The following is a 26495-nucleotide window of genomic DNA, read 5'->3' as shown; positions in this document are numbered from 1 at the left end:
AGCGAGAGGGGATTTAGTGAGAGGATTGCATGTCTTTAGGCAGCAAGCACATCGATATCTTGGTAGGCCATGACTTGATCCCCAAGGTCTTAAACTAGTTGACTCACAATGTGGGCACTTGCGTAAAGTCGCCTTAATAGTTAACACTTCTTCAGTGGAGGTCTCACAATCATCAAGGGTATGATGAAGACGCTGTCGCTGACTGGGGGATAACTGTTTAAGCTGTTGTAAGAAAGGGATAAATTGTTGTTCATTCATGAGTGTAACCCGGTATCGTTATTCACACATGTATTAAGTATGGTAGATCTACAACAGCTAACTAAGACATAGCCTTTTTTTATGCTTGATTCTTTGGCACAGAGAGCCTTATTTTTTTAACTTCGGTGCCTGTTCTGTGAAAGTACCGTCTGCTAATTGCTGGTAATATAAATCGGCCATATCTTCTAATTCGTCCTCGTTGGCGATGACTTTTTTCCCCTTTGCCAGGCCTTTTCGTAATATAAGGTCCAGGTTAATGGGAAACTCATCATTATCATCTTGTTCTTCTGCCAGCAGTGCCCACACATAGGCCTGTTCAAAGTTTTTATTCTGGAAATACAGCGTCATTATCGACAGAAAAGCGCTTTTGGGAATATCTTCAATTGAGTTACTGACATTTAATGCTTTATAAAACAGGTTTAATGCACCCTGCGGATCTTCCTTAGCATTAAAATTAGCTAACTTCATCAGCAGCCGGATATCCGTTATGCCTTTCTGATTGGCAGCTTTCAAAAATACCTCTTTGGCTTCATAGTCCTGGTGACGGGTCCACAGGTAATAGGCAAGATGCGGATCCTGCGTGCCTTTCGTCTCTATAAGCAGCTCATTCATCAGTTTCTGTGCTTGTAAATAATTATCAAGGCGATGCTGCTTGCGCTCTTTATTACGGGTGAACTGCATTGACAGGGTTAATTCCATACAGGACTGATATTCATCAAGTTCGTTAAGCAGATCACGAGTATGTATTTCACTAGGCTCAATTTTTTCATAATATCTGGCGCGGATAACAGTTGTGCGTTTATAGCGGCAGTCACCAATCTGCTGTAGATCTGCACAAAGCTCAGGGTGCTCCTTACAGATACTTGCAAGGTCATCGCTCTTCAGCGGATTACAGGCTGCTGTTAAAAGCAGTGCACCCAGCAGTAGAGCGGGTTGAAAGGTCTTGATAATCATGAGTAGAATTATTCCGTTAAATCAATATACTTAGGATAGTCCAAATTAATATTTTAAACTACTAGGAGGTAGTCTCCGTGTCAAATTTAACTGAATATGCTAAAAATATATCACCGTCACTATATGAGCAGTTAAAAGAAGCAGTTGAAACAGGAAAATGGTCAGACGGCAATAAATTAACCCGGGAGCAGAAGGAGCATTCACTGCAGCTGGTGCTGGCGTACCAAAGTGAATTTAATGTGCAGCCGGATCATTTTACTGTCGCAAAAGGCGGTGATATTCATATGGAAAGTAAAAAAGTACTGAAAAAACAGTTTGCACAGCAGACCGATTCTGATATTCATAGAATTGATTTATAAAAGTTTTAAATAATTTTTTACGCATTTTACTGTTAGATTCGCCAATTTAGACATAAGCTGAAGTAAACACATAGTAAAATAAAAGGCTTTTCTCTAACTTATGTTGAAAACTGCTCCTATTTTTATGTCCTTTCTATTATTCACAGCACCGGTTTTCGCTGAGGTGTATAAATGTATGGACGGAAACTCAATGAGCTTTTCAAATGTCCCCTGTGATGACCAGCAGACCACGGTGATAATAGATAATGGAATTGCTGATCAGACTGTCTTTGAATATGAAAAATTTGTGGTGCCGGTTTATCCCGGCTGGAAAAAAGGCTGGCAGAAAACTAAAAACCTGTCCTTAGAACGCTTTTCGGAAATTGAATATACTCCGGTTAAGCCGCCGGCAGGTGAAATTCACGCATTTATCAACCAGCAGAAATTGACTAATCTGCCCAAATCTATGACCGTTCATCGTTTTTCCGTTTCAGTTGAAGATATTATTGAAAGTATCTGTGAGAATGCTGTCATTCATCGCCCGGATATAAATGATCAGGTCTCTGATCATATCTATTACGGCCAGTACGCCTGCTCCTTAAGGCGAGATACCCAGCAGGGGGAGCTCGGCTATTATAAAATAATGCGCGGCAGTACCAGCATTTATATGCTTGCTGTCAAATGGAGTGTTAAACCCTTTGTTATTGAAGAGGGCAAAGAGCCGCCTATTTTCAAAGATAAGGAGATTAGAAAGAGAGTGACTCGTGCTGAAAAATATCTGCGTTACGATGTTAAACTGTGCACCGGAGAGAGCTGCAGCTGAAAATATATTTCTGGCACAAAAAAGCCTCTCAGTTGAGAGGCTTTTTTACAGTTATTTTACTGTTATTTAACTTCCACAATCTTACATGTGTTAGTTGAACCAGCGTTGCGGTCATCACCATGAGTGATTAAGATCAGGTCACCAGTATTTATGCAGCCTTCAGTTTTTAGTGTTTCAACTGCATTTTCTAAAAATTCAGTACTGTTAGTCGTTGTAGAAGCAAATTTAACTGGTGTTACACCGCGGTAAAGCGCACAGTAACTTAATGTCTGCTGACAGCTTGAAAGGGCGTAAATAGGTAAACCAGAGCTCAAACGAGACATTAACAGCGGTGTTGTACCTGATTCTGTTAATGCAACAATCGCTTTCACACCAACTGTATGGTTAGCTGCAAACATAGTTGTCATGGCTAACGCTTCTGACGGATCGTCAAATGTATAGTTGATACGGTGGTTAGAAACGTTAATGCTCGGGTGTTTTTCAGCACCGATACAAACATCACTCATTGCTTTCACAGTTTCAACTGGATAATCACCTGCGGCTGTTTCACCAGAAAGCATTACAGCATCAGTACCGTCAAGTACCGCATTAGCAACGTCCATTACTTCTGCACGAGTCGGCATAGGTGCGCTGACCATAGACTCCATCATCTGCGTTGCAGTAATAACAACACGGTTTAAACGGCGTGCTGTACGGATCATATTCTTCTGTACACCCACCAGACGTGCATCACCGATTTCAACCCCTAAATCACCACGGGCCACCATAACTACATCAGAAGCTAAAATGATATCTTCTAAAGCTTCATCTGTTTCTACCGCTTCTGCACGTTCAACTTTAGCAACGATTTTTGCGTTACAGCCGGCTTCTAAGGCAAGGCTGCGTGCATAGCGCAGATCTTCGCCGTTACGCGGGAATGATACAGCTAAATAATCACAGCCGATTTCAGCAGCAGTGAAGATATCTTTCTTGTCTTTTTCAGTTAATGCTGCTGCAGATAAACCGCCGCCTTGTTTATTGATGCCTTTGTTATTTGATAATGGTCCACCGATAATAACAACAGTATGTACCTTGTTGCCTGATACGTTTTCAACCTGCAGCTGCACACGACCGTCATCCAGCAGCAGCACGTCACCGGCTTCAACTTCCTGAGGTAATGTTTTGTAGTCAAGGCCAACTTCATCCTGGTTGCCGGCGCCTTTTTCGATATCACTGTCTAAAGTAAATTTATCACCGACAGCCAGCTGAATTTTATTGTCTTTAAATGTGGATACACGGATTTTAGGGCCCTGAAGGTCACCCATAATTGCTACTTCTTTGCCTAAACGGGCTGCAATTTCACGCACATCGTTAGCACGTTTTACATGATCAACTGCTTCACCGTGCGAAAAGTTCATACGAACCATATTCGCGCCGGCGGCAATGATTTTTTCTAAGTTATTATCGCGGTCCGTCGCGGGTCCTAATGTAGTTACGATTTTGGTACGTCTAGTCATTGTATACTCCTGTAAATATTAATAATTTCACTGTAACAGTATTGCATATCATTTATTAAAGGATGGTTACAGTTAATGGTTTACTGCTTTTAAATGTCAAAACGAGAATCTTTTATCCCGTCTTTTACACGTTTTAAGTTATCTCTAAACTTTGCACCACGTCGTAAAGTAAAACCTGTTGCTAATACATCAATTAATACCAGCTGCGCAATGCGCGAAGCCATCGGCATATAAATATCAGTATCTTCCGGTACACTCATGGAAAGTACCAGATTACTCTGTAAAGCAAGCGGTGAATTGTAAGCCGTAAGCGCAATAACAAAAGCGTCACTTTTGCGCGCAAGCTGTGCAACTTCAACCAGTGCTTTAGTCCTGCCTGTATGGGAGATCAGAACGATTACATCGCCTTCAGTGCTGTTAATGCAGCTCATTTTCTGCATTACTACATCATCAAAGCAGGCAACCGGGATGTTAAAGCGGAAAAATTTATTCAGCGCGTCGTGAGCAACAGAAGAAGAAGCTCCTAAGCCGAAGAATGAAATTTTGTTTGCCTGAGTTAATGCATCAACAGCACGGTTAATTAAAGACGTATCTAACGCATTTTTCGCCACATCCAGGCATGCCATTGTAGACTCAAAGATTTTAGCTGTATATGCCTCTGGTCCGTCATCTTCGTTAACATTGCGGTTTACATAGGGAGTGCCGTTAGCAAGGCTTTGTGCCAGATGTAATTTAAAATCAGGAAACCCTTTTGTTTCCAGGCGTCGACAGAAACGGTTTACAGTGGGTTCACTCACTTCTGCCATTTTTGCTAATGTAGCAATGCTGGAATGAATGGCAATCTGCGGTGATGCAATAATAACTTCTGCAACTTTGCGTTCTGATTTGCTGAAAGTATCAAGGTTTTTTTGAATTAACTCTAAAGTATTCATATCGTTCCACGTGATTTATATTTTTTGCGTTAAACTGATTGTTTACGGGTTTTGATTAAATTGATAACTGTTTGAAAAACATATTGCAGTATCTGAAATAAGTCAGTTATCAAACTGAAAATTTACTACAAAATAACCCTTAAATTGCTTTTTAGTATAAGTAAGTCGCCATTAGATGTCATTTTATTACAGAAAAAAACTGTTTTAGATCAAATTCGAGCTGGTATTGTTACAAATATGAGAAGGCGATCATTTATATTCCGTTTTGTTTTTAAGATTTATAGGAGAGAGTATTTATGTTATCTGTTGTTGCTGATGTCGGCGGGACGAACATTCGTCTTGCTGTATGTGATTTAGAAACCGGCAGTTTAAGTAAGCTCAGGGAGTTTGCCTGTAAAGAATTTATAACACTTGATGCTGCGCTTTTTCAATATTTTTCAACACTTCAAGAGCCGGTTAAACACTTGTGTGTTGCTATAGCATGTCCCGTTGAAGAGGACCATGTAGTGATGACTAATTTAAGCTGGGAATTTTCTAAGCAGGCATTAAAAGAGAAACTGCAGCTCGAATCACTGTTTGTCATTAACGATTACACGGCGATTTCACTTGCTGTTCCGTTTGTGGACGAAGCTGACAAAATTAAAATTGGCGGCGGTGAAGCAGTGGACGGCGGTGTTACCGCTGTTTTTGGACCTGGTACTGGTTTAGGTGTTTCGCACATCATTAAATCCAATAACAAGTGGATAAGCCTGGACGGCGAGGGCGGTCATGTCAGCTTTGCTTCAAACACACGCGAACAGGCTGATATTTTACTGCTCCTGCAGGATCAGTTCGGCCATGTTTCAGCTGAACGCATTTTATCAGGGCAGGGCCTGGTTAATTTATATCACAGCCTGTGCCGCTTAGATGGTAAGCCACCGGAGTTTCATGAGCCTAAGCAGGTAACTAAAGCCGCTCTTGATGGAAGCTGCGGACTAGCAGTGCGAAGCCTGACGGTGTTTTGTCAGGTGATGGGCGCTTTTGCCGGCAACCTGGCGCTGAATCTTGCCTGCAGCGGCGGGGTTTATATCGCCGGCGGTATAGTGCCGCGTTTTGTTGATTTCTTTACAGCCAGTGAGTTTAGAAGCTGCTTCGAAGAGAAAGGGCGCTTTAAAGCTTATCTGTCGGCTGTTCCTACTTATTTAATTACACACAGTAATCCTGGTTTATTAGGCACTAGTGTATTTATTCGCCAGGAATTACAAAATAAATAAAAATATTGATATTAGTTGTTGATTTTATGCGGAGAGTTATCTATGATGCGCCCCGCTTCAACGATATAGCGAAGCAGCTGGTGACGTGTCCGAGTGGCTGAAGGAGCACGCCTGGAAAGTGTGTATACGGCAACGTATCGAGAGTTCGAATCTCTCCGTCACCGCCACATTGTCCACCGAGAGGTGGTGAGAAAGCCCCGAAATCCTTGTGCTACAAGGGTCTCGGGGCTTTTTTGTGTCCGAGTGTCCCGGTAAATTGCAGTAGTATCCCGCATCTAAAGTAGTACAATATGCAGTACAATTTCATTTACCCAAAAGTTGTACTACATGGCTAAAACTATTCCACTAACTGCAACAGAAGTTAAGCAGGCGAAGCCTAAGCAGAAGGGCGATAAGCTCATTGTAAACAAGCTCTCTGACGGCGAAGGTTTACAGTTACGTGTTAACCCTAACGGGCTAAAACCTGGTTGTTAGATTTTATTAATCCTTATACTAAATACTAAAAAGCGAACGTCCATGAGCCTGGGCTTATACCCGGCAGTTTCATTAGCCGATGCCAGAAAGTTAAAATTATCAGCTCGCGAATTACGGGTTAAAGGTTTGAATCCAAAAACCGAATGCGATATAGCGACACAGTCTATAAAAAAGTTAGATATTAGTTGAATATGAAAACACTTTTGATAGAGCTGCCTGAGTTTTCGCCAGCAGCTCTATTTTAAGTAAATAATTTTACGTTTCCACCATAGCAAAAAAGCAGAAATCATATTAACGGCTCCTGCTTTTATATTCTTATTTATCTAAATTATTGACGTCTACGTCTGCTCAAGCTGATCCCTAATAAACCTAAACCTAATAAAGCCAAACCAGCTGGTTCTGGAACGCTACGATAGTTCAAGCCTGCAAGATACCAAGGCTCTGATGGTATTGGCAGGAAGCTAAAATCAGGCTCGATATACACTTGTGTCAGCAATGCCCCAACGGCTAGGGTACCTGTATTAAACACATCATCAATGAGTGTAGTCCCAGAAGAATCACCAACCCAGATATAACCACTGAAGGGGACGTGGTCACCATTAAACAGCAGGCTATCAATTGTTACAGCAGAACTAAACATTAGATGAATGGACTCTTTGCCCGTATTGTTATCGGCGCTTGAATTGCCTAAATCAGACGTTTTCCCACTACCTAATCCGCCTCCTCCAGGATTAACATCGTGCCAAAGAACGAGGCGGTTGGCATCACTGACAAATCCGCTGCCTAAACCTGCATCATAGGATTCAGCTGTCACCGATAACCCACTACCTAAATCCCAAGTTTGAGTTGTTGCACATTTATCTCCAGGCGAGCAGACAGCTACACCTGTGGCCGAGTCACTAAAGCCTAAATATCCAGGAGCGGTAGAATCCCACGAAATGAGCGTGGCATGCGCCGACAGAGGCAATAAAAATGCTGCTAAACATAATAGAATTAATTTTTTCATCATACTTACTCCGTTAGTAATCATTTAAATTAAGGAGGTTCTCGTTAGTTATGAATAAATAAATATTTAAACAACAGGATATATTAAGCAATATATACACCAATGAAGAATGTGGTACGTAAGATGCTAAAAAATGGGGATACTTGTGATTTGTTAAAGTATTGTAAATTTTACTGTGTAAATGTTCTCGACATGTCGATGAAAGCAAATCGGCTGAAGTCAGTGGGTAAGGATATGCAGTCTTTACTTTGGTGGTGTGTAAGGCCTTGAGTGTAAAGTGAATGTCTAAGTAAGTAATTCAGTGAATATTAGAGTAGGTACATTTGCTCGTTCAGATCGGGTGTAATAAATACCTGACAGTATGTTAAGCGTTTGTTGAGTGCCTGGCGGTTTGTCAAGAGTTCCTGTATTTCACATAACACCCGTTATAGGGATTATTAAAGGCTGCCTAATGGTGAAATGCCTGTCAGTTCTTAGCTGGCAGGCATTAAGTTGAGATGCTGGTTTTTCGTTTTGCAGACTTTTTATCATTTCGGATAAATATCAGTATTTTTACCCTGTCACCAATTTCATGACTGAGAAAAAGCTGTCTCTGCTTTACTTCTGTTGCGGCAACCCTTGTACGTTTCTCTATTGAGAATAATAGCCCGATAACAGATCATCAAACATCTTATCGTAGGTACCATCTGTACGAAGCGATTTCAATCCGGCATTGAAAATACGCATTATTTCCTGTGAACGTTTATTGGTTTTGGGAAACAGCAGAAAGCCTGGTCGGGAGTTCATCGGCCGGGGGTGAAAAGTGACTTGATGGATAATGTTTGGAGCAAACTTTGTTCTCAGCAGTTCAAGTCCAGTTACAATATTAACAGGAAACAGATCCGTACGTCCGTAAAGCAGAAGCCTGAAATTTTGTTCATCATCATTAACTGTGATGAATGTAACTTTTCCATCTTTATTAGCAGCCTCAAGTTTATCGGAGGTAAAGTAACCGCGAGTCTTACCTATCCGATATCCGTTAAGATCATCAACTGTCTTCCAGTCAAAATCCGGACGATGACTTATTACATAAAAGAAATGAATATGGGCTTCTAAAAGTTTCTCACTATAAAGAAAGTTTCCGGCTCTTTGTTCATTGAAAGCCCACCAGCTGGTTGCGTCAAAGTCACCATTTTGGGTTTGTGCAAGGGCGCGCTTCCAGGGTAAAAAAGAAAATTCCACCTTATGTCCTTGACGAGCGAAAGCCTCGCTCACCACATGACTGGCAAAGCCTTTGTTTTTTGCAACACTGGAACAATAGGGAGTAAATTCGCCTGTGGCAATACGGAAAGTCTCACTTTGCACTCCGACGGACAGTAAGAGCAGCAAGCAGATCAGAAATTTTTTCACTATAGGTTCCTCAAATACTTTCACCCCCTAAGCATAGTTCAGAAACAACAGTATTATTGTAAGTCCAACATAACATAGATTTGGACAGCTGAAATTTATTTGACTGATTCCGAATAAAATCATATAGGAAAAGCTTTAGATATTCTGTTTGATTTGGAAAAATGTCGAATGCCTTATGATATTTGCCTGTCTTATTTTGTTGTGTTATTGATTTTTATTTTTTGTCAGGTATCCTTCGGCCGTTTACAAAAACTTGATGGTTTCGTGCTTCTTTTAGAAAGACGGACTTTTCTATTCAAATAAGATATTGGTTTTATTAATAAGGATAGTTACAAATGAATTATTTTATCAAAGCGTTACAACAGTATGCAGATTTTTCCGGAAGAGCGAGAAGAAAAGAGTACTGGATGTTTGTTCTCTTTTATATGATTATTGCTGTTGTTGCTTCAATAATTGACGGCCTAATTGCAATGCCGATATTTACAGCTATTTTGAGTTTAGCTTTATTTATCCCGAGTTTAAGTCTTGCTACAAGAAGACTGCATGACACTGGGCGAAGCGGCTGGTGGCAGTTAATTGCTTTAATTCCACTTATCGGTGCTGTTATTTTAATTATCTTTTTTGTCCAGAACGGACAACAGGAAGATAATTTTTATGGTTTTAACCCTAAAGAAGCATAACGGTTAAGTAAAAAAGGTTGGGCCGGTCTTGTTTTTGCCTCTTTAGATAAATAACAAGACTGACCCGAATCGTAAGCACTAGGCATATCAAAGTGAATATATGTTAGTGCCAGCTGCTTTTCTTTTGTTTCACTCTATTTAATTATGGAAATGCTAATGTGCTTATTTTCCTTTTGAATAAAAGTGGGCGGGTGAGTTTAGCTCACTTTGTGGTTACTCTGAAAAGCACAGAACAATAAATTTAAAAAGATACGCCTCAGTTATTACCTGCTTATTTTTCCTCCCTCCTCCATCAGCAAAAAAACTTACCTTTAAAATTTAAAACACCTGTGATCAATTAATCACTTAAAGTTCATGTGGGAATTGTATTGTCAATAAATGTTTGCTTTGTTGTTCTTTAGAGTCTGCTGTCTTTATGTACATGCAGGTTTATTATAATTGATTGATATTTAAAGGTTATGTTAAAGTTTATCGGACTAAAGTATATCTATATTCCTTTTTTGAACTAGTTATTGACTTTTAGGCTAATAAAATGCTGTTTATTCGCGCCTGTTTTGTTATAAACTATTGTTTTATTTGTGATGTGGTTCGTTAAGCATATAAACTCATCATCGTTTTATAATAAAGGTGTTCTAGATGAAAAAAATATTTTGTTTTATACTGCTGCTTATCCTGCAGGGCTGTTCTTCTTATAATCTTCCCAGTGATTTTGATACAGATAAAGCGGCAACAATCATAGGAAGTTACAATAATGGAAGCGTTGCATTTGAGGCTGTAAATGGACAGACATTAGATTATGATCATTTTCCATATCAGCAAGCGATCAACATTGAGCCTGGTACCCATGTATTTGATCTCAGTTATTACAGATACAGCAATAGAGGAACCAGTACGGCTTCTGCCAAGGTGACTGCCTTTATTGAATCGGGAAAAAATTATAGTGCACATATTAAGTTACAGGGAGGAGACATTTTGTTTTTTATTAAAGAAATTGATTCAGGGAATGAGATCGCTTCAGCGTCAAGTGTATAAATCACAGAGCAGGAGACTGAGTAAGTGCTCAATTATCAAGTACTTCCAGTCTTGCTTTCCCTACAAGCAGAATCGCTAACCTCATTATCGCTTACTTAATAACTTGATATAATCTTATTATACAGCGCTTTATTCTCTCGTATTAAAATAATTGTCTGCCACATTTCTAAACGCCGCGCTTGAAGAATTTTTGTTTTTTTAGAAAAAGGCATAAAGTATGACTTTGATGCAATTGGTTTTTCATGAATCTGGGTAGAAGCATCTAAATTAAATTTTTTAATAAGAAGCTCAGCAGTTCCAGGCGGGCTGATAATTGAACCTCGTTTGGCCTTAATTACTTTGATAAAATTGGTCTCTGCTTTTTGATCGGTTAAAACCTCAATGCCTTTTTTTCTAAGGTCATCTACGATGGAATAACCCAAGGGAGCTCTAATAGGCTTAGGTAAGGTGCTAAGATCTCCTGTAAATTTATATTTTAGATTTGGATGAGTAACAACTATGTACTCCACCTGAGTAATTCGCCATTTTGATTTTTTTACACCCTGCATTTTTTCTGGATAGTACAAATATTCGGCTCTTTCTTCTGTGTAAGAAGCTGAAACTATTGCATCATATTTACCCTGAAAGGTTTCCTGCAGGCACCTCTTCCAGGGTAAAGGTTTAAATGAGCAGCTCCAGTTTAATTTTTCACAGGCAGAGCTGACCACATCAACATGAATACCTTTTGAGATCCCGTTTTTTTCAAAAGTAAAGGGATACCATGTGCTTGCATCTGTACATACTTTCAGCTGCACCTGAGCATAAGCAAGGCTGCTAAAAAACAGAATGAATGCAGCAAATATTGCCTTCATAATTTTACTCCAGCCCCTTTATAGTTATAGGGAGATCATCAGTTAAATAAGTCAGCTCATTTGTACTTTGGACTGAAAAACATATGCAGAATTGTTATAAGAATAATTACTTTTTCTTATAACTGCCTGTTGTGAAAATTGTAAGACTGTTTTTTATACAATTCAATTTTCTGGCCTAAGAGTGCAGCCGCTGCTTAGTAATGCGGGTGGTTTTATCTTGGCGGGATTTTTTACAGAGAGAGAGCTTACACGCTGTCGACTTTATCTGTTCTTCAGTCTTACACCTAAGCTCTCAAAAATGATACAACATCCCCCGAATACACAGGGGATGTTAATAACGGTTAATTTTACTGAGTAAAGACAGTCACAGCAGTGCCCTCTACCACTGCACTACCTGACAGGCCGCTTATATTGCTTGCACCGTTAGCATCAGCTGCTTTTGTCCAGTTTCCTGAAGGCAGGGTGATATTTTGATTATTACCGCTGTTATAGACAATAAACAGTTTTTTACTGTCTTCAGGATAAGTGATGTAAGCACTGACTACCTGCCCTGCAAAAGCATCCGGGCGATCAACGACCATGTACTGCGCTATTTCCTGATTAGTGTTCATGCGCATACCGGCATGACTGCGGCGCAGGCTGATCAGTGATTTGAAGTAGTTGAAGGTCGGCGCATTGTCGACTTTATCTGCCCAGCGAACTGCGTTGAAGCTGTCCGGTGCATTATAGGTATTATGAGTCCCGCCGTGCTCTCCATAATTCCATGCCGATGCACTCCACATCTCCTGGTTGTTGGTTTTAGTGCGCAGGAACTCGTCACCAGAATGAATAAATGGAATGCCCTGACTAGTCAGTACCATGCCCATACCGAAGTTTACAACTCGTTTTGCATAACCGAGATCCGCAGGCGGTGTTAACCAGTTAACCTGATGCGAACTGTTTTGCGACACGTCGGACGCCAGGCTGAGGTAAACTTTATCCCACAGGCCGAAATTATCGTGGGCAGAGATATAGTTGATCGACTGTTCCGGATCGGCTGCATAGTTGCGGAACCACTCTCCGTTGCGGCTGTCACTGGCATCATAAGCAGAGCCGCGTAAACCGTCGTAGATGCTCCAGCCGGAGTCAGCTGCCGCTAGATTGTTAAACATAAATCCGGTCTGCGTACCGTCATTAGAGCCTTTAATCGCTTCACGGTATGCTCCGTTAAAGACACCGACATGTTCTTCTACCATATTATGGGTTGTACCGTAGCGGACACGCTGATCATTTTTTGGATCCGATGCATAACCGTTCCAGGGCTCGCCGTAGAGCAGTAAGTTACGGTCCGGGAAAGTGCTGTTCATATAGTGTCCCCATTTCTCCACTTCCTGATAGGAGAATATACCGATCAGATCGAAGCGGAAGCCGTCAATGCCGTATTCATCTACCCAGAACTCCAGTGAGTCCTGAATCATACGGCTGACCATAGGTACGTCGGCGTCGATAGAATTTCCGGTACCGGAGAGATCTGTCGCGGTGTAATACTGCCCGGTGATATTTTCAAACATCAGTTTGTTATAGGTGTGGTTATAAACAACATCCATAATGACGCGGATACCGGCTTTATGGAATTCATTAACCATGGTTTTAAATTCACGTGCACGCTCTTCGTAGTCCGTTGGTACTTTAGAATAACGATCTTCGGGAATATTAAAGTTACGCGGATCGTAACCCCAGTTATAACAGCTGTTACTGTCCGGCAGACCGTCACAGGTTGCGAAGTCATATACCGGCAGCAGCTGCACATGAGTTACTCCCAGCTCTTTGAGATGATCGATGCCGGTTTTTACTCCGTTATAACGGGTGCCCGTTTCGACCATACCCATAAATTTACCATGATTACCAGCACTGACACCTGAGCTGGAATCGATGGTGAAATCACGTACATGGGCTTCGTAGATAACTGCATCTTCACGCTCAATTAAAGCCGGGCGTGTCGCCCATCCGCCGGCTGGTTCGGTGCGGGACATATCCATCACGATATTAACAGCTTCGTAGTCACCTGTACCGGGTTTGGCCATTTTACCGTAAGGGTCGCGTACCTGAATGCCGTTAATTAAATAGGTGTATTCCTGCAGGTGAAGATCTCCATTGACTTTAACCTGGTAAATATCACTGTAACCAGCAAAGTCGGCGACCTTGTTCATGGTATATTCAACACCGTTAACACGTACTTTTACATTGCTGTGCTGCGGCGACCAGATAGAGAAGGTCGTACTGTCTGTTGAGTAGGCTGCGCCTAATGTGTCACTGCTTGAATCTGCGCAGTCTACGCTGCAGCCGTCTGCTGGAGTCAGGCTGTAAGTCAGTGAAGCATCATTTACTTCAATGATGTAGTCGCCGGAAGCCGATGTAAATATATCACTGCCGCCGAGATCTAAAGAGCCGTCAGCATCGCTATCACCGTAGTTTTGCGTCCAGTCGCCGAGCAGGTCAAATTTAAAACGCTGCTGATCCTGTCCGTCCAGTGTCACGGTCAGCTGCCAGGTATTATCGGCAGCTAACTGCATTGCCGTCGAGGCCCACGCATTAGCTGTGCCGCGAAAGTTCAGGCTGGTAAAATTTTGTGCATAATCAGCGGGATCACCGTTATCACCGTTATCACCGCTGCAGTCTGTCACCTCTGTTGTTTCGATAACGTGGCTGTCTGAATAAAAGTTTATTCTATAACTTTTATCGCCAGTTACACGGTAATCAGTGCCTGGATAGCTTTCGCTCCAGTCACCATAGCGGTCAATTTTAAAACGGGAATCCGGGTCAGTAAAAGTCTGGCATGTCTGATACAAATTTCCCGATATGTACAGCAGGGCGGTACTCTGCCAGTTATTTGCAGTGCCGCGAAATTCCCACTGGGCTTGAACTGTCAGGGATGCAGTGATCATACCTGCAAACAGCAACTTCTTATTCATCTGTTATATCCTTATATTCGGCTTTAAAAAAGCAGAGCAATAGATTGTTTAATTAACGGTTTTTCCACCTGTAAACTAGTCTGTGCCGCTGCCGCATTTTAATTTTTATAACCTATAGAAAAACTGCTTGAGCAGGAGCCGCAAACAGTTATAGACCTATAGAGTTGTTACTAAAGCCGCCCATTCCCTGCACTTTGTGTAAAACTAAGTTTTAAGCGGCGCGATGCTATTTAATAGATATTTTTCTGATATGTCCTGTGTTGTGGTTGTTAATTGTGCAATGATCAAATAACTATGCACTTCTTATGAATAAATATGGAGGAGGTCACAAAAAATACTGTTTGTATGTTTTTTAGCCTTGCAGGTGTTTTTTTCGACAGAGGTTATACTTTTCTGTTTAAGTGATGTGCAGGGAGTTAAAGCAGATGAACAATATATTTATTGTCCAGGGGGATATAACAAAAGCTCAAGTGGACGCCATTGTAAATGCGGCTAATCCGCAGATGCTGGGAGGAGGGGGAGTTGACGGTGCTATTCACCGGGCTGCCGGCCCTGCTTTATTAGAAGAGTGTCGTAAAGTTAAAGCGGTTAACGGCATCCGCTGCCCGACGGGGGAAGCGCGGATAACTGCTGCGGGTCACCTGCCGGCTAAATATGTTATTCATACCGTGGGACCTGTTTATCATCAAGTTCCTAACCCGAAAGAGCTGCTGCAGAGTGCTTATTTAAGTTCGCTGCATTTAGCGCTTAAAAATCACTGCCGAAGTATCGCTTTTCCCGCAATATCCTGCGGGGTATATGGTTATCCTCATCGGGAGGCTGCCGAGGTCGCACTTGCAGTCTGCTCCCGGGAAGAGTTTAAACAATTAGAAATCTATATCTGCCTGGCTGACCAGCAGATGTTTACTATCTGGCTGGATGCGGAAAATAGTGTTCACCGTTAATACGCTTAGCGGACAGCCCTGTTTGTTTCTGCTGTCAGGGCTTCTCGGCTGCGGGATTAGCTTTTTAAAATACTGTTCATCTCACCTGTTTTTACGTCAACAATAACGTGTTTACGGCCCTGCTGATCCATTAATTTAAATTTGTAGAAGGTAATGCCTTTTTCATTTTCTAATTCAAACTCAACGATCTGTGCATTATATTTTTCATTGAGTATGGTTATGGTGGACTGCAGATTGAATTCTGAAACCTGCAGTTCCCGCAGAGCCTGATAATCACCATCGTCTAAGCTGTTAAAACCCAGTGTTTTAAAACTGCTGCTTTTCTCCTTAAGTAAGGAGCCGTCTTCGGTGCTTAAGTGGAGCTTATATTTATCTTCTTTCTGCAGGTTAAGCACTTTTATTTGATAGGTGCTTTGTCCTCTATGGTCATCGAGTTTAAATCCGACGATTTGTCCGGGATAGTCACTGCTTACTTTTTCAACCGCCTGCTCCATGGTGAAATCGGCGCGTTTTAAAACCAGTAGTGAAAGAGCATCATTGTCGGCTGCTGCTGTAAAAGAGGTAAGCGCGGCGGCAGCGCAGATTAGTTTGTTTAATTTATTTAGTTTCATGTTTATCTCCTTGTGATTGATGACTGAAGTTTACCTGGGCGTACATTTCAAAAAGGTGGAAGGAGCATTACAAATAGTTAATCTGTTTGTTTAATCGTCATTATTTATCGCCGTCTGCTGTGTTTTTCATCGTTTTTCTTCATATTATGGCTATTCATTTCTTTTCACATTTATTCACAAGTTATCACTTATAAGGTGTTGATATAGAAGATAAAGTGCAGTCATTAATCCTGTTTTGAAACTTCTGATAAAGTGACAGCTGGGTTCGGTTAATAAAACAAGGACTGGTTTTATTATTTTAAAAAAACTAGAAGGTAATTTTTATGTTTACAAAAAATGTTGGTAGAAATATTGGTATCGGTCTTTTCAGTCTTGGTTTTGCTCTTTCTCCGTTAGCCAGTGCGGTTGCCAGTGAGTTTAATACTGAGGTTTCAGCGCAGACTGAAGGCCAGTACTGGAGTACATATGATATTCATGTCGTTAACAACGATAATGTTGAGGTTGATTTAACGGATGCTGTAGTGCAGTTTGTGCTGGAGCAGTCTACGTCGGATATGGGCTGGCGCTCATCGGATCTTAGTTACCCGACTCTGAATACTGTGCATACGCCGGGAAGTAACGGTATTGTGCATGATGTGGAAATTAAGTTCCCAGAGGGTGACTGGGTCGATCATATACTGCAGCCTGGCGAGTCTTTTACTCTGGTTGTTTCTCTGGGCGGACAGATTGCAGATCTTAACGCTTTTGAAGAGTCCGTTAAGGTGATTACTCAGGAAGAGGGGACACCAAGTGATGTTGAGGTGACTATTTTATCACCTCAGTCCGGTGCTGAACTGCCGGTTTCTGAAGCAGTTGATATTTCAGCACAGATAACTGGTGAAGATGCGGTTAAAGTAGAGTTCTGGGCACAAAATGAGCGGATTTCTGAGCAGCAGATAGAAGACGACAAAGAGGTATACACACATACCTGGACGCCTTCTGCAGCTGGAGATACAGTTATCAGTGTAATCGCTTTTAATGAAGCCGGCGATAATATTGAACAGCAGTCTGTGAATGTTGAGGTTACTTCTTCACAAGAGCCTGTCAATCCGCCGATTATTAACTTTTTAACTCCTGCAGACGGCAGCAGCCATAAGCTTAATGATCAGCTTGAAGTCTCTGCTAATGTTAGCGATGCGGATGACGATCTTGTTTCAGTGACTTTCTATGCAAATAATAACGAGATCTGTACCAGACTGGCGGATCCGGATGCACCAAGTGATGTTTACAGCTGTGATTATACAGCCGATACGCTCGGCAGCATTGAAATTCATGCCAAGGCCGTTGATCAAGCGGAGTTAGAAGCAAGTTCCAGTCTTTCAATTACCGTAACTGACAGCAGTAGCAGCTGCGGTGCTGTACCGCAGTATGAAGACGGTATTGCTTACCAGGTTGGAGATCAGGTTTCTAATGTCGGCTTTATCTTTTCCTGTAAAGTCTTCGGCTGGTGTGGTGATCCGGTATGGACGCCGGGAACCGGGCATCCGGATTATCCTGACGCCTGGACAGATGCCTGGGACGAACTTGGTGCGTGTGATGTAACACCGCCGCCGCAGGCTGATATTTTATCACCGGCAGCCGGTGAGCGTATCGCACCTGAGCAGGAATTTGTGGTATCGGTTGATGCTTCCTCTTCTGAAAGTGAGATTACAAAAGTTGATGTATTACTCGGCGGGGAACTTGTGGCGACGGGTACAGAAGCCGATGAAGAGGGACAGTATATTATATCTGTGCCGGGGCAGTCAGAAGGTCCTTATGTATTAACAGCAGTGGCTTATGATCTGGAAGGCGGTTTTACAGAAACCACACCTGTACCGCTGGCTGTTACGGATCAGGATGTTGTTGTCAGTCTGACATCTCCTGCAGACGGTTCAACTTATACTGAAGGGCGTACCATCAGTCTTACGGCTAAAGCGGCTAGTTTTGAAGGTGAAATTAAGCATGTTGAGTTTTATGTCGATAATCAGAAAGTTCATACAGCAGAAACAGTACCTTACCAGTATGACTGGATCGGAGCCGCAGTAGGTGCGCACAAAATTTATGCCAAAGCGGTTAACAGCGAAGATGTTGAGCAGCAAACTGCCGTTTCAAATATTGAAGTACAAGAAGATGTTCCCGGGACGGGACTTGCTGACAACCCTGACCGCTCAATCAGCTACCTGACATCCTGGGGATTACCTGCTGATTATGCTCAGATTAATGAGTCTAATGGTAACGGTTACCTGCTGGCGTTTGGTCAATGGACTCAAGACGGTACAATTTTAAGTTCAGACGGCATGTTTGATGTACCTGCTTATGATGCTCATTGGCTTGCGCCGAATTATTTATCCTGGACGCAGCTTAAACATGATGATCCGGAAAAAGCGGTATTAGTTGCGTTCGGCGGGCAGACCTATGAAAGTATCTGGGGGTATTTAAATACGCCTGAAAGTCGTGAAGAAATTGCGGAAGGTTTAATTGAACTGCTGAAAACCCCGTACCCTGTGTATAAAAAAGGGCTGACTGCAGATGAAATACACAATGGTCAATGTTTAGGCAGCAGTGGTGAGCCGGTAGAGATGGAAGAATGTAACTTTGAAGCATATCAAATTGCTGATTATATCACTCTTGACGGTTTAGATTTTGATTTTGAAAAAGCGGCTCGAATCACTGATCAGGAGAATGAAAACCTGGAAGCGTTAATCGACTTGATACGTGCAGATGAAGAGGTCGGTCACGATACACTGCTCTCTTTGACAACTTACCATGTCGGTGCAGATCCGGTGAATTGTGAGCAGCCGTCGGTGACTGAAAACTGTTCCTATGTTGAACCTGCCCGCTCTAGCCATCATGGTGAGGTGATTTCATTACTGCAGTCGGCAAGTGACAAGTTTGACTTCTTTAATGTGATGGCCTACGACGCAGGAGAGAACTTCCTGTATAAAGTTGCAATGAACAACTACGCCCAGTATGTGGATAAAGATAAAGTGGTTCTAGGTAATACCATTAACAGTCAATGGGGACCAAACGGTGCTTTTGTTGAAACAAGAGAAAATAATATATATCGTACTCAGTGGCAGCATGAAGAAGGCTACGGCGGCTTCTTTATGTGGACACTGGGCTCGAATAATCAGGCGATGCCTCTTGGAGAGCAGGTTGAATACTTTAATGAGATGGATGATGTTAATCAGTAGAGCTCTTTAGGATATTTAACCGAGCCAATTACTGTTTTACCTTGTGATTATTAAGCGCACTCAGCCGACTGAGTGCGCTTTTATTGTATTTAGGACTGTAAATTTTCCTGCAGCTAAAAACCTAGTGCTTTCAGGTATTGAGTTTTTTTCATGATTTATTAACCGAACTCACCGCTGACATACCCCTGGGTGCGTTGATCCTGCGGCTGATTAAATACCTGATGGGTATCACCGTGTTCAACTAATTCGCCCATCCAGAAAAAGGCTGTTTTATCTGAGATACGTTTCGCCTGATTCATGGAGTGGGTGACAATCACAATGGTGAATTTTTTACGCAGCTCATCCATCAGCTCTTCAATTTTATGTGTGGCGATGGGATCTAAAGCGCTGGTGGGTTCATCCATTAGAATCACTTCAGGCTCCATGGCAATCGTACGGGCAATGCATAAACGCTGCTGCTGTCCGCCTGACAGGCCGAGCGCAGAAGTATCAAGACGATCCTGCACTTCATCCCAAAGCGCCGCGCTGCGCAGTGACTCCTCAACGATTTTATCCAGCTGCTTCTTATCGCGCATCCCCTGTGCTTTAAGACCGAAAGCAACATTTTCATAAATACTCATGGGAAAAGGGTTGGCTTTTTGAAAAACCATACCGACACGCATGCGCAGCTGCTGCACATCATGACCCGCATAGATATCCTGATCTTCAAATTTCACTTCACCGCTGATTTTGACACTGGGCACCAGATCATTCATACGGTTTAAGGTTCTCAGCAGGGTTGATTTACCGCAGCCGGAGGGACCGATTAATGCAGTTACCTGACGATTGGGTATTTTTATTGAGATATCTTTCAGCGCATGGTTTTCGCCGTAAAAAAGATTCAGGTTATTAACTTCAAGCTTATTCATAATATCGACCTTAATGTGATGCTTTGTTGTAGCGGGCTGCAATAATTTTTGTCATTAAATTTAAGACAAGCACTAAAACTATCAAGATGGTTGCGGTTGCATAGGCTTGATCCCATTCATGCTGGGTAAAGAGTTCCTGGGTTAATTTATATAAATGTACGGTCAGGGTACGTCCGGAATCAAACACGGACTCTGGAATTTTTGTCACCATACCGGCGGTTAAAAATACCGGTGCTGATTCACCAATAACACGGCCGATACTTAAAATAACTGAGGTGACAATACCCGGCATGGCGCTGGGTAAAATCAGACGCCAGATGGTATAAATTTTAGAGCTGCCTAATGCATAGCCGCCTTCGCGGTAGCTCATGGGCACGGCCATTAATGCCTCTTCGGTAGTACGGATAATAACCGGCAGGATCAGAACAGATAATGTTAATGCACCGGCTAAAATTGAGAAACCCAGCCCCAGAGTAGTAACAAAAAAGGTCATACCGAACAGGCCGTATACAATAGACGGAATACCGGCTAAAGATTCGATGCAGAAGCGCAGTACCTGTACTATTCTACTGCCGGCTTTGGCGTATTCAGTTAAGTAGATTGCCGTCATAATGCCGACCGGGGCTGCAATGGCTAATGTCAGAGCAACCATATAAACGGTTGAGACAATCATTGACCAGATACCCGAACTTTCACCGATACGGGTATAAGCGCTGCTGACAAACTCCCAGCTGACGTGGGAAAGACCGTTGCTGAGAATGTGCCATACCACCCATAATAGAAACAAAATGGTAATTGAAGCGGCTGCCCAGGTTGAGGCAAACAAAAGCTTATCTTGAGTTTCGCGTTTTAACATTAGTGAACTCTCTTTTTGTTAATGTACAGCAGGCCTGTATTGAGTAATACAATAAATATCAGTAATACTATGCCGGTTGAATAAAGCGCACTGGCATGGATACCCGTTGCATAGGACATTTCCATGGCGATATTAGCTGTTAATGTTCTCGCCGGCTCCAGTATTGAACCGGGCATGGCGGGGGCATTACCCATCACCATAATAATTGCCATGGTTTCACCGATTGCCCGGGCAACACCTAAAGCTACACCGGTTAAAATACCGCTGCGAGCAGCCGGGATAAGCACTTTAAAAATACTGTAAATATGCGATGCGCCTAAGGCTAATGCGCCTTCCTTGTATACCGGCGGCAGAGCGCGGATCGAGGTCTCTGAAATGGTGATAACCGTCGGCAGGATCATAATCGCCAGGACAATAATTCCGGCCAGCAGGGTATTACCCGCCGGGATATTAAACAGTACTTCAATTGCCGGTACGATAACCACCAGACCAAAAAAACCGTAAACAACCGACGGGATACCGGCTAGCAGTTCCACGGCTGGGCGGACAATGTCAGCCAGCCATTTTGGAGCAAGTTCAGCAAGGAAAACTGCGGTTAAGACGGCAACCGGAACACCGGTTAATACTGCACCTAGTGTTGAAATCAATGAGGCAGCAATCATCGGGAAGATACCGAACAAAGCCGGCGGCAGCCATTCACTGCCGAACACTAATTCGATAACACCGGCCTGACGAAAGGCCGCTAAACCTTCAGAAAAAAGGAACCAGGCAATAGTTGCCAGTGAAACAACGCCCACCATTGCACAACAGATAAACACAAGGTGGAAGAAAGTGCCCAGCCGGTCAGGCTTGGGGGTATGGCGGTGAGAGATGCCGCTGTCGTTTGTTTTAGTACAAGTATTCATAACTTCGCCTTGAGCTGCTGGTGGAATGTTATTTAACACGGATATAACCTTGTTCTGCGACTATGCTCTGGCCTTTGTCTGATAAAATGTAACGAATAAAGTCAGCCGCTCTCGGATCCGTTTCATTTTTAAATAACAGGATAAAAGGGCGGGTTATGCTGTATTGACCGGAAAGTATATTTTCGTCGCTGGCTGTAATGCCGTCTACTTTTAATGCTTTGAGCAGGTTATTATCAACGGAGCCCAGCGAAATATATGAGACTGCATAATCATTATTTGCGACCAGTGTTTTAACCATGCCGTTACCATTAGCAACCTGTGCACCTGCTGAAATACTGGTTACCGGTATACCGTTCACCTGACGTTTTAAACCTAGAATTTTTTCAAAAGCCTCTCGAGTACCGGAAGAAGCGTCACGGGTCACCACTACGATTGCTTTATCCTCTCCGCCAACCTGCTTCCAGTTAGTTATTTCATTACGGTAAATACTTTTTATCTGCTTTCGGGTTAGGTTTTCTACCGGATTGTTGTTATTGACTATCACGGCAATACCGTCGCGGGCAATAACCAGCTGCTGTATATCTGCCGCCGCTTCACCTGCTTTTAGTTCTCGTGACGACATGCCTATCATACTGGTGCCGTTTTTTGCCGCCACAATGCCCGAAGAAGAGCCGGTTCCCTGTACGTCAACATGACGGCCGCTGCTCTTCTGGTAAGTTTCAGCCAGCACTTCAACCACGTTGGATACCGATGTAGAGCCGGATACGCTGACGGCGGCATTGGCATGATAAAGGGGAGCTGTTAACAGAGTGAAAGCGGCAGCTAAGCTTAGAATATTTTTCATTATTTAATCCATAAGATTCGCGATAAGAAGAGCGTGCTGCTGATAAGGAACAGGTATTCCTGATCAGCAGGGGCTTGATTAATTTACGCGGATGTAACCTTCATCTACGATGATCTTCTGACCTGCATCAGAGAGGATATAGTTAACAAATTCTCGTGCTTCTTTATTGACGTTTTCTTTCATTAATAAAACAAACGGGCGTGCAATGGTATAGTCGCCGGCAGCAATGTTACTGTCACTGGCTTTATAACCGTCAACCGCTACGGCTTTTAATGAACTGTCCACCGAGCCTAAAGAGATATAACCGATGGCAAAGGGGTTGTTAGCAACGATTGTTTTAACCATGCCGTTACCGTTGCCCACTTGTGCAGTTGCTGTAATCGCCGATACTTTCATACCGTTTATTTTACGCTTAAGTTTTAAGATATCTTCAAATGCGCCGCGCGTACCGGATGCGGTATCACGGGTAACTACAACGATAGGTTTGTTTTCACCGCCAACTTCTTTCCAGTTTTTAACTTCACCGCGGTAAATTCTAGTGATTTGTTCTTTAGTGAGGTTTTTAACCGGGTTGTTGTTATTAACGGCGACTGCGATTCCGTCACGTGCTATCACAGTGCCTTTTGTATCTGTTGTCATTTCATCTTTTTTTACTTCACGCGAAGACATGCCGATCATGCTTGTGCCGTCTTTAGCTGCGCGAATACCTGCTGAAGATCCTGTTCCCTGTACTTCAACAGTTTTATTTGTTGTCTGTTTGTAATTTTCACTCAACACTTCCATTACGTTGGTAACTGATGTCGAACCAGATACGGTAATGGTAGAGTCTGCCTGGACAAGGGGAGTTGTCATTAAACCAATAGCTGCTGCTAAACCAATTACTTTTTTCATTTTTAGTCACTCTATTATTAAAGTAGTATTACAAATTAACTCGGTCTTCCTCTGTGGAAGCGAGTGTATTGAAACAATTGAATATGACAGCCGGGTTGCATTTAGATTACATTTTTATGACAAGTGATATTTATCTGTTTTAGTCAGCACTAAGGGCTTTGCGAAAAGTACGTTATCCGGCGCAGTTACCTGCTCTGTTTGTCGGAAATTTATATTTAATGTCAAATAAACGCACATTACCAAGGAGGGGAGATGAAAATAATTTTTGTGCCGCTGATGATAGTTTGTTTCACAGCCGCCTGCACTCCTTTAACGGCAGAGCTTCGATATCATCAGGTGATATATTCTTTGCCGTCAGGTAATAGTGCGGCGGAGTATGGCGATACCTTTAACTGGCAGGAAAAAACACCGGCTGATTTTTTAGATATGCTCCAGAGCATAGGCCCTGAAGAATATTATACCGTGCAGGGACTGCATAAAAACTGGATTAAAGACTCTGATATAACGCAGCTGATTAAGCTGCTGGACTCAACTGAGCCCTGTGCTGCAGTGGCAAGATCGATCTCTTCTTATATCGAGTTTGGTGGTTCAACGGTTGGAGATGAAGCCGCTTTTTTAATTATTGGTTTTCAAAAAGGGCACTATCCGCCGGCTCTTAATTCCACCAGGCCGAAAATAACTGCGGAGCAAAAGAGTAAGCTGAAAAAATGGCGGGCTGATTTTAACCAGCCTCAGGGGGATTAATATATAACTTTATTTCTGCCTTCCTCTTTGGCGACATAGAGATTTTCATCGGCCCTGGAAAACAGATCGTCACCAGACTGAGAGCAGTCCAGATAATTTGCTACGCCGAAGCTGCAGGTTATATCTTTAGATAAGAAGAAAGCATCGTTTTCATCATCAGCGGGTTCAATTAAAGATTTGCATAAATCATGCGCAGTGATCTGGTTTAAGCCGTAGTGTCCAATCAGCAGTCTTTGTTCAATAGCGGTTCTGATTCTTTCCGCAACCGTAACCGAATCAGACAAACTAGTTTCAGGCAGCAGCACTAAAAACTCTTCTCCGCCGTAGCGGTAGGCGAAATCACAAGGCCTTAAACTTTCTAAAACAAGTTTGCCGAATAAATCTAAAGTATCATCACCAACAGAGTGGCCGAAAGAATCATTAATCTCTTTAAATTTATCCAAGTCACACATAATTAAAGAGAAGTCAGAAATGCTGTCAAGATAAATATCACTTTCTAAGCTGGCGATTTTTCTGTTTAAAAATTCCTTTTTTCTTAAACCGGTTAACGGATCTAAAGATAAGTCATTAATTTCATTTAAATTTTTAGCCGCTAAATCATATCTACCGTCACGTAAATGCTGGTTGTGAGACTCAGCAAAACCATAATTCATAATATCGCGATAAAAAATATCGCATTGATCTTCAATAGAGTGCCTGTCTAAATCTTTATGATCTGGAGATTTAACAAAGTTCAGTAATTTAAAAAAATCATGTCCGAATCTAAAACCTCTATCTAGTTCAATTCTGCTTCCTTGACGATTTAAAACTTCCATACTACAACCTTGAATCTGACTAGTCTTAAAATCTACAGGATTTACAGTTGAAATAATAATTTTCCCATTAAAATTTATATAAATATCATCATTTATTAATGACTGGCAGTCAGGGGCTGAGTCTGCTGTTTGCAGAGTAGATAACGAAAAGATATTTAATATTAAAAGATCAATTTATAGAGTTAATTAAAAACTGCTTATAGCAGATCATAATGCATAGCTGCATAAAAACAAAAACTGCTGTGTTTCATTAAATTGCTTAAAATCATGGTGTTAAGAAGAGTTTGTTTTTTAAGTCGTAATAACATCTGCGCTCTTTTAAACTTGTTTGTGCAGTAACAGCAAAAGCAGTTTTTTATTCATACTCTGTTCTGCTTTATTTTTCAGGTGATTAAAATGTAAAATAAAAAGCAGCTGCAGTTTCTGCTTAATAGACGGATAACGTTATTTTTGAATGAAATTCAAGCAAAGTGTTTGAAACTGAATCGAATTCTATATTGGTGTTGATTGTTTTTAGGCTCCTTTATCAGGTGATAAAGGAGCTGTGTTTTATTTCGCAAAGCCTTCCTGGCAGAACGGCCGGGCAGCTGCAGGCTTATTTAGTGAGTAATTTCCTGCTACGGGTGTTAACTCGTTCGAGTTCCTTAATCAGGTCATCGTACTTAACCATTAATAGGGCTGCTTCTTCGGCCACTGGGTCAATAAAGTCATCGCTTAAGGTTACTGCTTTCGCGCGGCACTTTCCTGCAATATTATCGCGTGCAAACCCAAGAAGATCCAGGTCCATGTAGGTCTCTTCTACGCCTTCGAGCTCTGTGCGCAGCTCTTTAATAAAGTTTTCAAGTATGCTGTTCAGCTTGCGGGCTGCTTTAACATCGTCATTTTCATTAACGCGGGTAAACAGGCTTTGAATATCTTCTTGTACTCTTGAAACATTAAAATTATAAATTTTAACCTGCAGGCTAAGCATCTTATTAAGGTTATTATAGGTATCGCCCGCCACCTTGAGTTCAGCACATCCGTCTGCGTAGGCAGCCGGGCTTAAAGTAAGTACAATTAAAGAAAGTAAAATAGTAAGTTTTTTCATATATCCCTCCGATATCGATATTTATATATCAAAGGTAAAACTAATGCAATGAAGTGCTTTTAGGCCGCTGAGCAGGATTTGAATTTCACTTATTTACCTGTTTATCTGCATATTATTAATTTACTGAGCTTCTCTCATGACCTGGGTCATATTGAATTACGCAAATTATTGACCAATAAACACATAGCCTATATATTTTCGCTTTGATTTGTCAGTGCTGTATCAATAAATATAAAAATCG

At 42.0% G+C, this 26495-nt stretch carries 26 protein-coding genes and 1 tRNA gene; 11 read left to right on the top strand and 16 right to left on the bottom strand.

The window, feature by feature from the left end; all coding sequences use genetic code 11:
- Nucleotides 1-258, bottom strand: a 258-nt coding sequence (locus G337_RS28870) for a transposase-like zinc-binding domain-containing protein (RefSeq protein WP_425414425.1), incomplete at its 3' end; no start/stop codon positions are given.
- Nucleotides 259-366: 108 nt separating this feature from the next.
- Complete coding sequence (locus G337_RS0105585) at nt 367-1212, bottom strand: DUF2989 domain-containing protein (RefSeq protein ID WP_028863005.1); 846 nt, start codon at nt 1210-1212, stop codon at nt 367-369.
- A 77-nt stretch (nt 1213-1289) separates the two neighbouring features.
- Between G337_RS0105585 and G337_RS0105580 the strand changes: the two genes are divergently transcribed.
- Complete coding sequence (locus G337_RS0105580; protein ID WP_028863004.1) at nt 1290-1571, top strand: YeaC family protein; 282 nt, start codon at nt 1290-1292, stop codon at nt 1569-1571.
- A 190-nt stretch (nt 1572-1761) separates the two neighbouring features.
- Nucleotides 1762-2373 (top strand): hypothetical protein, encoded by a 612-nt coding sequence (locus G337_RS0105575; RefSeq protein ID WP_028863003.1) that lies wholly within the window; start codon nt 1762-1764, stop codon nt 2371-2373.
- 62 nt (nt 2374-2435) lie between these two features.
- Here the strand turns inward: G337_RS0105575 and pyk are convergent, their stop codons facing one another.
- Together pyk and G337_RS0105565 are read right to left on the bottom strand one after the other, a co-directional pair.
- On the bottom strand, nt 2436-3869 hold the full coding sequence (gene pyk, locus G337_RS0105570; protein ID WP_028863002.1) for a pyruvate kinase: 1434 nt from the start codon (nt 3867-3869) through the stop codon (nt 2436-2438).
- 89 nt (nt 3870-3958) lie between these two features.
- Nucleotides 3959-4801, bottom strand: coding sequence for a MurR/RpiR family transcriptional regulator (locus G337_RS0105565; protein WP_028863001.1), 843 nt, complete (start codon nt 4799-4801; stop codon nt 3959-3961).
- 296 nt (nt 4802-5097) lie between these two features.
- Here G337_RS0105565 and G337_RS0105560 point away from each other — a divergent pair, with 296 nt between their 5' ends.
- The 4 genes from G337_RS0105560 to G337_RS29470 all read left to right on the top strand — a co-directional run bounded on the left by G337_RS0105560 (nt 5098) and on the right by G337_RS29470 (nt 6717).
- A complete protein-coding gene (locus tag G337_RS0105560) occupies nt 5098-6054 on the top strand; it encodes a glucokinase (protein ID WP_028863000.1) in 957 nt (318 codons plus the stop codon).
- A 79-nt stretch (nt 6055-6133) separates the two neighbouring features.
- Nucleotides 6134-6221: transfer RNA gene (locus tag G337_RS0105555), tRNA-Ser, on the top strand.
- A 160-nt stretch (nt 6222-6381) separates the two neighbouring features.
- Nucleotides 6382-6528: an Arm DNA-binding domain-containing protein gene (locus G337_RS29020; protein WP_211235782.1), complete on the top strand. Its 147-nt coding sequence runs from the start codon at nt 6382-6384 to the stop codon at nt 6526-6528.
- Nucleotides 6529-6717: an integrase arm-type DNA-binding domain-containing protein gene (locus G337_RS29470; RefSeq protein ID WP_342665389.1), complete on the top strand. Its 189-nt coding sequence runs from the start codon at nt 6529-6531 to the stop codon at nt 6715-6717. It begins immediately after the preceding gene.
- 139 nt (nt 6718-6856) lie between these two features.
- On the opposite strand, the gene G337_RS0105540 is transcribed toward G337_RS29470, so the two are convergent.
- A complete protein-coding gene (locus G337_RS0105540) occupies nt 6857-7537 on the bottom strand; it encodes a PEP-CTERM sorting domain-containing protein (RefSeq protein WP_028862999.1) in 681 nt (226 codons plus the stop codon).
- Nucleotides 7538-8164: 627 nt separating this feature from the next.
- Nucleotides 8165-8923, bottom strand: coding sequence for a substrate-binding periplasmic protein (locus tag G337_RS25665; protein WP_051302980.1), 759 nt, complete (start codon nt 8921-8923; stop codon nt 8165-8167).
- 335 nt (nt 8924-9258) lie between these two features.
- Here G337_RS25665 and G337_RS0105530 point away from each other — a divergent pair, with 335 nt between their 5' ends.
- Nucleotides 9259-9603: a DUF805 domain-containing protein gene (locus G337_RS0105530; protein ID WP_028862998.1), complete on the top strand. Its 345-nt coding sequence runs from the start codon at nt 9259-9261 to the stop codon at nt 9601-9603.
- 636 nt (nt 9604-10239) lie between these two features.
- Entirely contained in the window at nt 10240-10635 is a 396-nt protein-coding gene (locus G337_RS0105525; RefSeq protein ID WP_028862997.1) for a hypothetical protein, read from the top strand.
- Nucleotides 10636-10730: 95 nt separating this feature from the next.
- Here the strand turns inward: G337_RS0105525 and G337_RS0105520 are convergent, their stop codons facing one another.
- Nucleotides 10731-11486, bottom strand: a complete 756-nt coding sequence (locus G337_RS0105520; RefSeq protein ID WP_028862996.1) for a substrate-binding periplasmic protein — start codon at nt 11484-11486, stop codon at nt 10731-10733.
- A gap of 347 nt (nt 11487-11833) precedes the next feature.
- Complete coding sequence (locus G337_RS0105515) at nt 11834-14437, bottom strand: alpha-amylase family glycosyl hydrolase (protein ID WP_028862995.1); 2604 nt, start codon at nt 14435-14437, stop codon at nt 11834-11836.
- Between the two features lie 425 nt (nt 14438-14862).
- Here G337_RS0105515 and G337_RS0105510 point away from each other — a divergent pair, with 425 nt between their 5' ends.
- Entirely contained in the window at nt 14863-15381 is a 519-nt protein-coding gene (locus G337_RS0105510) for an O-acetyl-ADP-ribose deacetylase (RefSeq protein WP_028862994.1), read from the top strand.
- A gap of 56 nt (nt 15382-15437) precedes the next feature.
- Here G337_RS0105510 and G337_RS0105505 read toward each other — a convergent pair whose 3' ends face one another.
- Nucleotides 15438-15992 carry a PepSY domain-containing protein gene (locus tag G337_RS0105505; protein WP_028862993.1) on the bottom strand — a complete coding sequence of 185 codons (555 nt, stop codon included), beginning with the start codon at nt 15990-15992 and terminating at the stop codon, nt 15438-15440.
- A 323-nt stretch (nt 15993-16315) separates the two neighbouring features.
- On the opposite strand from G337_RS0105505, the gene G337_RS0105500 reads away from it, so the two are divergent.
- A complete protein-coding gene (locus G337_RS0105500) occupies nt 16316-19204 on the top strand; it encodes an Ig-like domain-containing protein (RefSeq protein ID WP_028862992.1) in 2889 nt (962 codons plus the stop codon).
- Nucleotides 19205-19362: 158 nt separating this feature from the next.
- On the opposite strand, the gene pstB is transcribed toward G337_RS0105500, so the two are convergent.
- The 5 genes from pstB to G337_RS0105475 form a co-directional block, all read right to left on the bottom strand.
- Nucleotides 19363-20112, bottom strand: a complete 750-nt coding sequence (gene pstB / locus G337_RS0105495) for a phosphate ABC transporter ATP-binding protein PstB (protein ID WP_028862991.1) — start codon at nt 20110-20112, stop codon at nt 19363-19365.
- Between the two features lie 10 nt (nt 20113-20122).
- Nucleotides 20123-20968 carry a phosphate ABC transporter permease PstA gene (gene pstA, locus G337_RS0105490; protein ID WP_028862990.1) on the bottom strand — a complete coding sequence of 282 codons (846 nt, stop codon included), beginning with the start codon at nt 20966-20968 and terminating at the stop codon, nt 20123-20125.
- A complete protein-coding gene (gene pstC, locus G337_RS0105485) occupies nt 20968-21873 on the bottom strand; it encodes a phosphate ABC transporter permease subunit PstC (protein WP_028862989.1) in 906 nt (301 codons plus the stop codon). Before pstC ends, pstA begins: the two co-directional genes overlap by 1 nt.
- Before the next feature lie 28 nt (nt 21874-21901).
- Entirely contained in the window at nt 21902-22717 is an 816-nt protein-coding gene (locus G337_RS0105480; protein WP_028862988.1) for a phosphate ABC transporter substrate-binding protein, read from the bottom strand.
- A 78-nt stretch (nt 22718-22795) separates the two neighbouring features.
- A complete protein-coding gene (locus G337_RS0105475) occupies nt 22796-23608 on the bottom strand; it encodes a phosphate ABC transporter substrate-binding protein (protein ID WP_028862987.1) in 813 nt (270 codons plus the stop codon).
- Between the two features lie 252 nt (nt 23609-23860).
- On the opposite strand from G337_RS0105475, the gene G337_RS0105470 reads away from it, so the two are divergent.
- Nucleotides 23861-24352, top strand: coding sequence for a hypothetical protein (locus G337_RS0105470; RefSeq protein ID WP_028862986.1), 492 nt, complete (start codon nt 23861-23863; stop codon nt 24350-24352).
- On the opposite strand, the gene G337_RS0105465 is transcribed toward G337_RS0105470, so the two are convergent.
- Both G337_RS0105465 and G337_RS0105455 read right to left on the bottom strand, forming a co-directional pair.
- On the bottom strand, nt 24349-25167 hold the full coding sequence (locus G337_RS0105465; RefSeq protein WP_028862985.1) for a GGDEF domain-containing protein: 819 nt from the start codon (nt 25165-25167) through the stop codon (nt 24349-24351). The two genes, G337_RS0105470 and G337_RS0105465, sit on opposite strands and share 4 nt — an antisense overlap.
- A 595-nt stretch (nt 25168-25762) precedes the next feature.
- Entirely contained in the window at nt 25763-26254 is a 492-nt protein-coding gene (locus G337_RS0105455; protein ID WP_028862984.1) for a hypothetical protein, read from the bottom strand.
- Between the last annotated feature and the right edge of the window lie 241 nt (nt 26255-26495).

Origin of the sequence: Psychromonas aquimarina ATCC BAA-1526, from assembly GCF_000428725.1 — a bacterium.
Lineage (GTDB): Bacteria > Pseudomonadota > Gammaproteobacteria > Enterobacterales > Psychromonadaceae > Psychromonas > Psychromonas aquimarina.
The sequence above is the reverse complement of the archived record's forward strand: the minus strand, read 5'-3'. Positions and strand labels throughout refer to the sequence as shown.

Bases quoted from the DNA above. Each gene is read 5' to 3' on its own strand.
- G337_RS0105475 (WP_028862987.1), bottom strand. From the start codon at position 23,608: ATGAAAAAAGTAATTGGTTTAGCAGCAGCTATTGGTTTAATGACAACT.
- G337_RS0105515 (WP_028862995.1), bottom strand. From the start codon at position 14,437: ATGAATAAGAAGTTGCTGTTTGCAGGTATGATCACTGCATCCCTGACA.
- G337_RS0105565 (WP_028863001.1), bottom strand. From the start codon at position 4,801: ATGAATACTTTAGAGTTAATTCAAAAAAACCTTGATACTTTCAGCAAA.
- G337_RS0105525 (WP_028862997.1), top strand. From the start codon at position 10,240: ATGAAAAAAATATTTTGTTTTATACTGCTGCTTATCCTGCAGGGCTGT.
- G337_RS0105480 (WP_028862988.1), bottom strand. From the start codon at position 22,717: ATGAAAAATATTCTAAGCTTAGCTGCCGCTTTCACTCTGTTAACAGCT.
- pstB (WP_028862991.1), bottom strand. From the start codon at position 20,112: ATGAATAAGCTTGAAGTTAATAACCTGAATCTTTTTTACGGCGAAAAC.
- G337_RS0105560 (WP_028863000.1), top strand. From the start codon at position 5,098: ATGTTATCTGTTGTTGCTGATGTCGGCGGGACGAACATTCGTCTTGCT.
- G337_RS0105505 (WP_028862993.1), bottom strand. From the start codon at position 15,992: ATGAAACTAAATAAATTAAACAAACTAATCTGCGCTGCCGCCGCGCTT.
- G337_RS29020 (WP_211235782.1), top strand. From the start codon at position 6,382: ATGGCTAAAACTATTCCACTAACTGCAACAGAAGTTAAGCAGGCGAAG.
- G337_RS0105530 (WP_028862998.1), top strand. From the start codon at position 9,259: ATGAATTATTTTATCAAAGCGTTACAACAGTATGCAGATTTTTCCGGA.
- G337_RS0105575 (WP_028863003.1), top strand. From the start codon at position 1,762: ATGAGCTTTTCAAATGTCCCCTGTGATGACCAGCAGACCACGGTGATA.
- pstA (WP_028862990.1), bottom strand. From the start codon at position 20,968: ATGTTAAAACGCGAAACTCAAGATAAGCTTTTGTTTGCCTCAACCTGG.
- G337_RS0105540 (WP_028862999.1), bottom strand. From the start codon at position 7,537: ATGATGAAAAAATTAATTCTATTATGTTTAGCAGCATTTTTATTGCCT.
- pstC (WP_028862989.1), bottom strand. From the start codon at position 21,873: ATGAATACTTGTACTAAAACAAACGACAGCGGCATCTCTCACCGCCAT.
- G337_RS0105520 (WP_028862996.1), bottom strand. From the start codon at position 11,486: ATGAAGGCAATATTTGCTGCATTCATTCTGTTTTTTAGCAGCCTTGCT.
- G337_RS0105500 (WP_028862992.1), top strand. From the start codon at position 16,316: ATGTTTACAAAAAATGTTGGTAGAAATATTGGTATCGGTCTTTTCAGT.
- G337_RS0105510 (WP_028862994.1), top strand. From the start codon at position 14,863: ATGAACAATATATTTATTGTCCAGGGGGATATAACAAAAGCTCAAGTG.
- G337_RS0105585 (WP_028863005.1), bottom strand. From the start codon at position 1,212: ATGATTATCAAGACCTTTCAACCCGCTCTACTGCTGGGTGCACTGCTT.
- G337_RS0105455 (WP_028862984.1), bottom strand. From the start codon at position 26,254: ATGAAAAAACTTACTATTTTACTTTCTTTAATTGTACTTACTTTAAGC.
- G337_RS0105470 (WP_028862986.1), top strand. From the start codon at position 23,861: ATGAAAATAATTTTTGTGCCGCTGATGATAGTTTGTTTCACAGCCGCC.
- G337_RS0105465 (WP_028862985.1), bottom strand. From the start codon at position 25,167: ATGGAAGTTTTAAATCGTCAAGGAAGCAGAATTGAACTAGATAGAGGT.
- pyk (WP_028863002.1), bottom strand. From the start codon at position 3,869: ATGACTAGACGTACCAAAATCGTAACTACATTAGGACCCGCGACGGAC.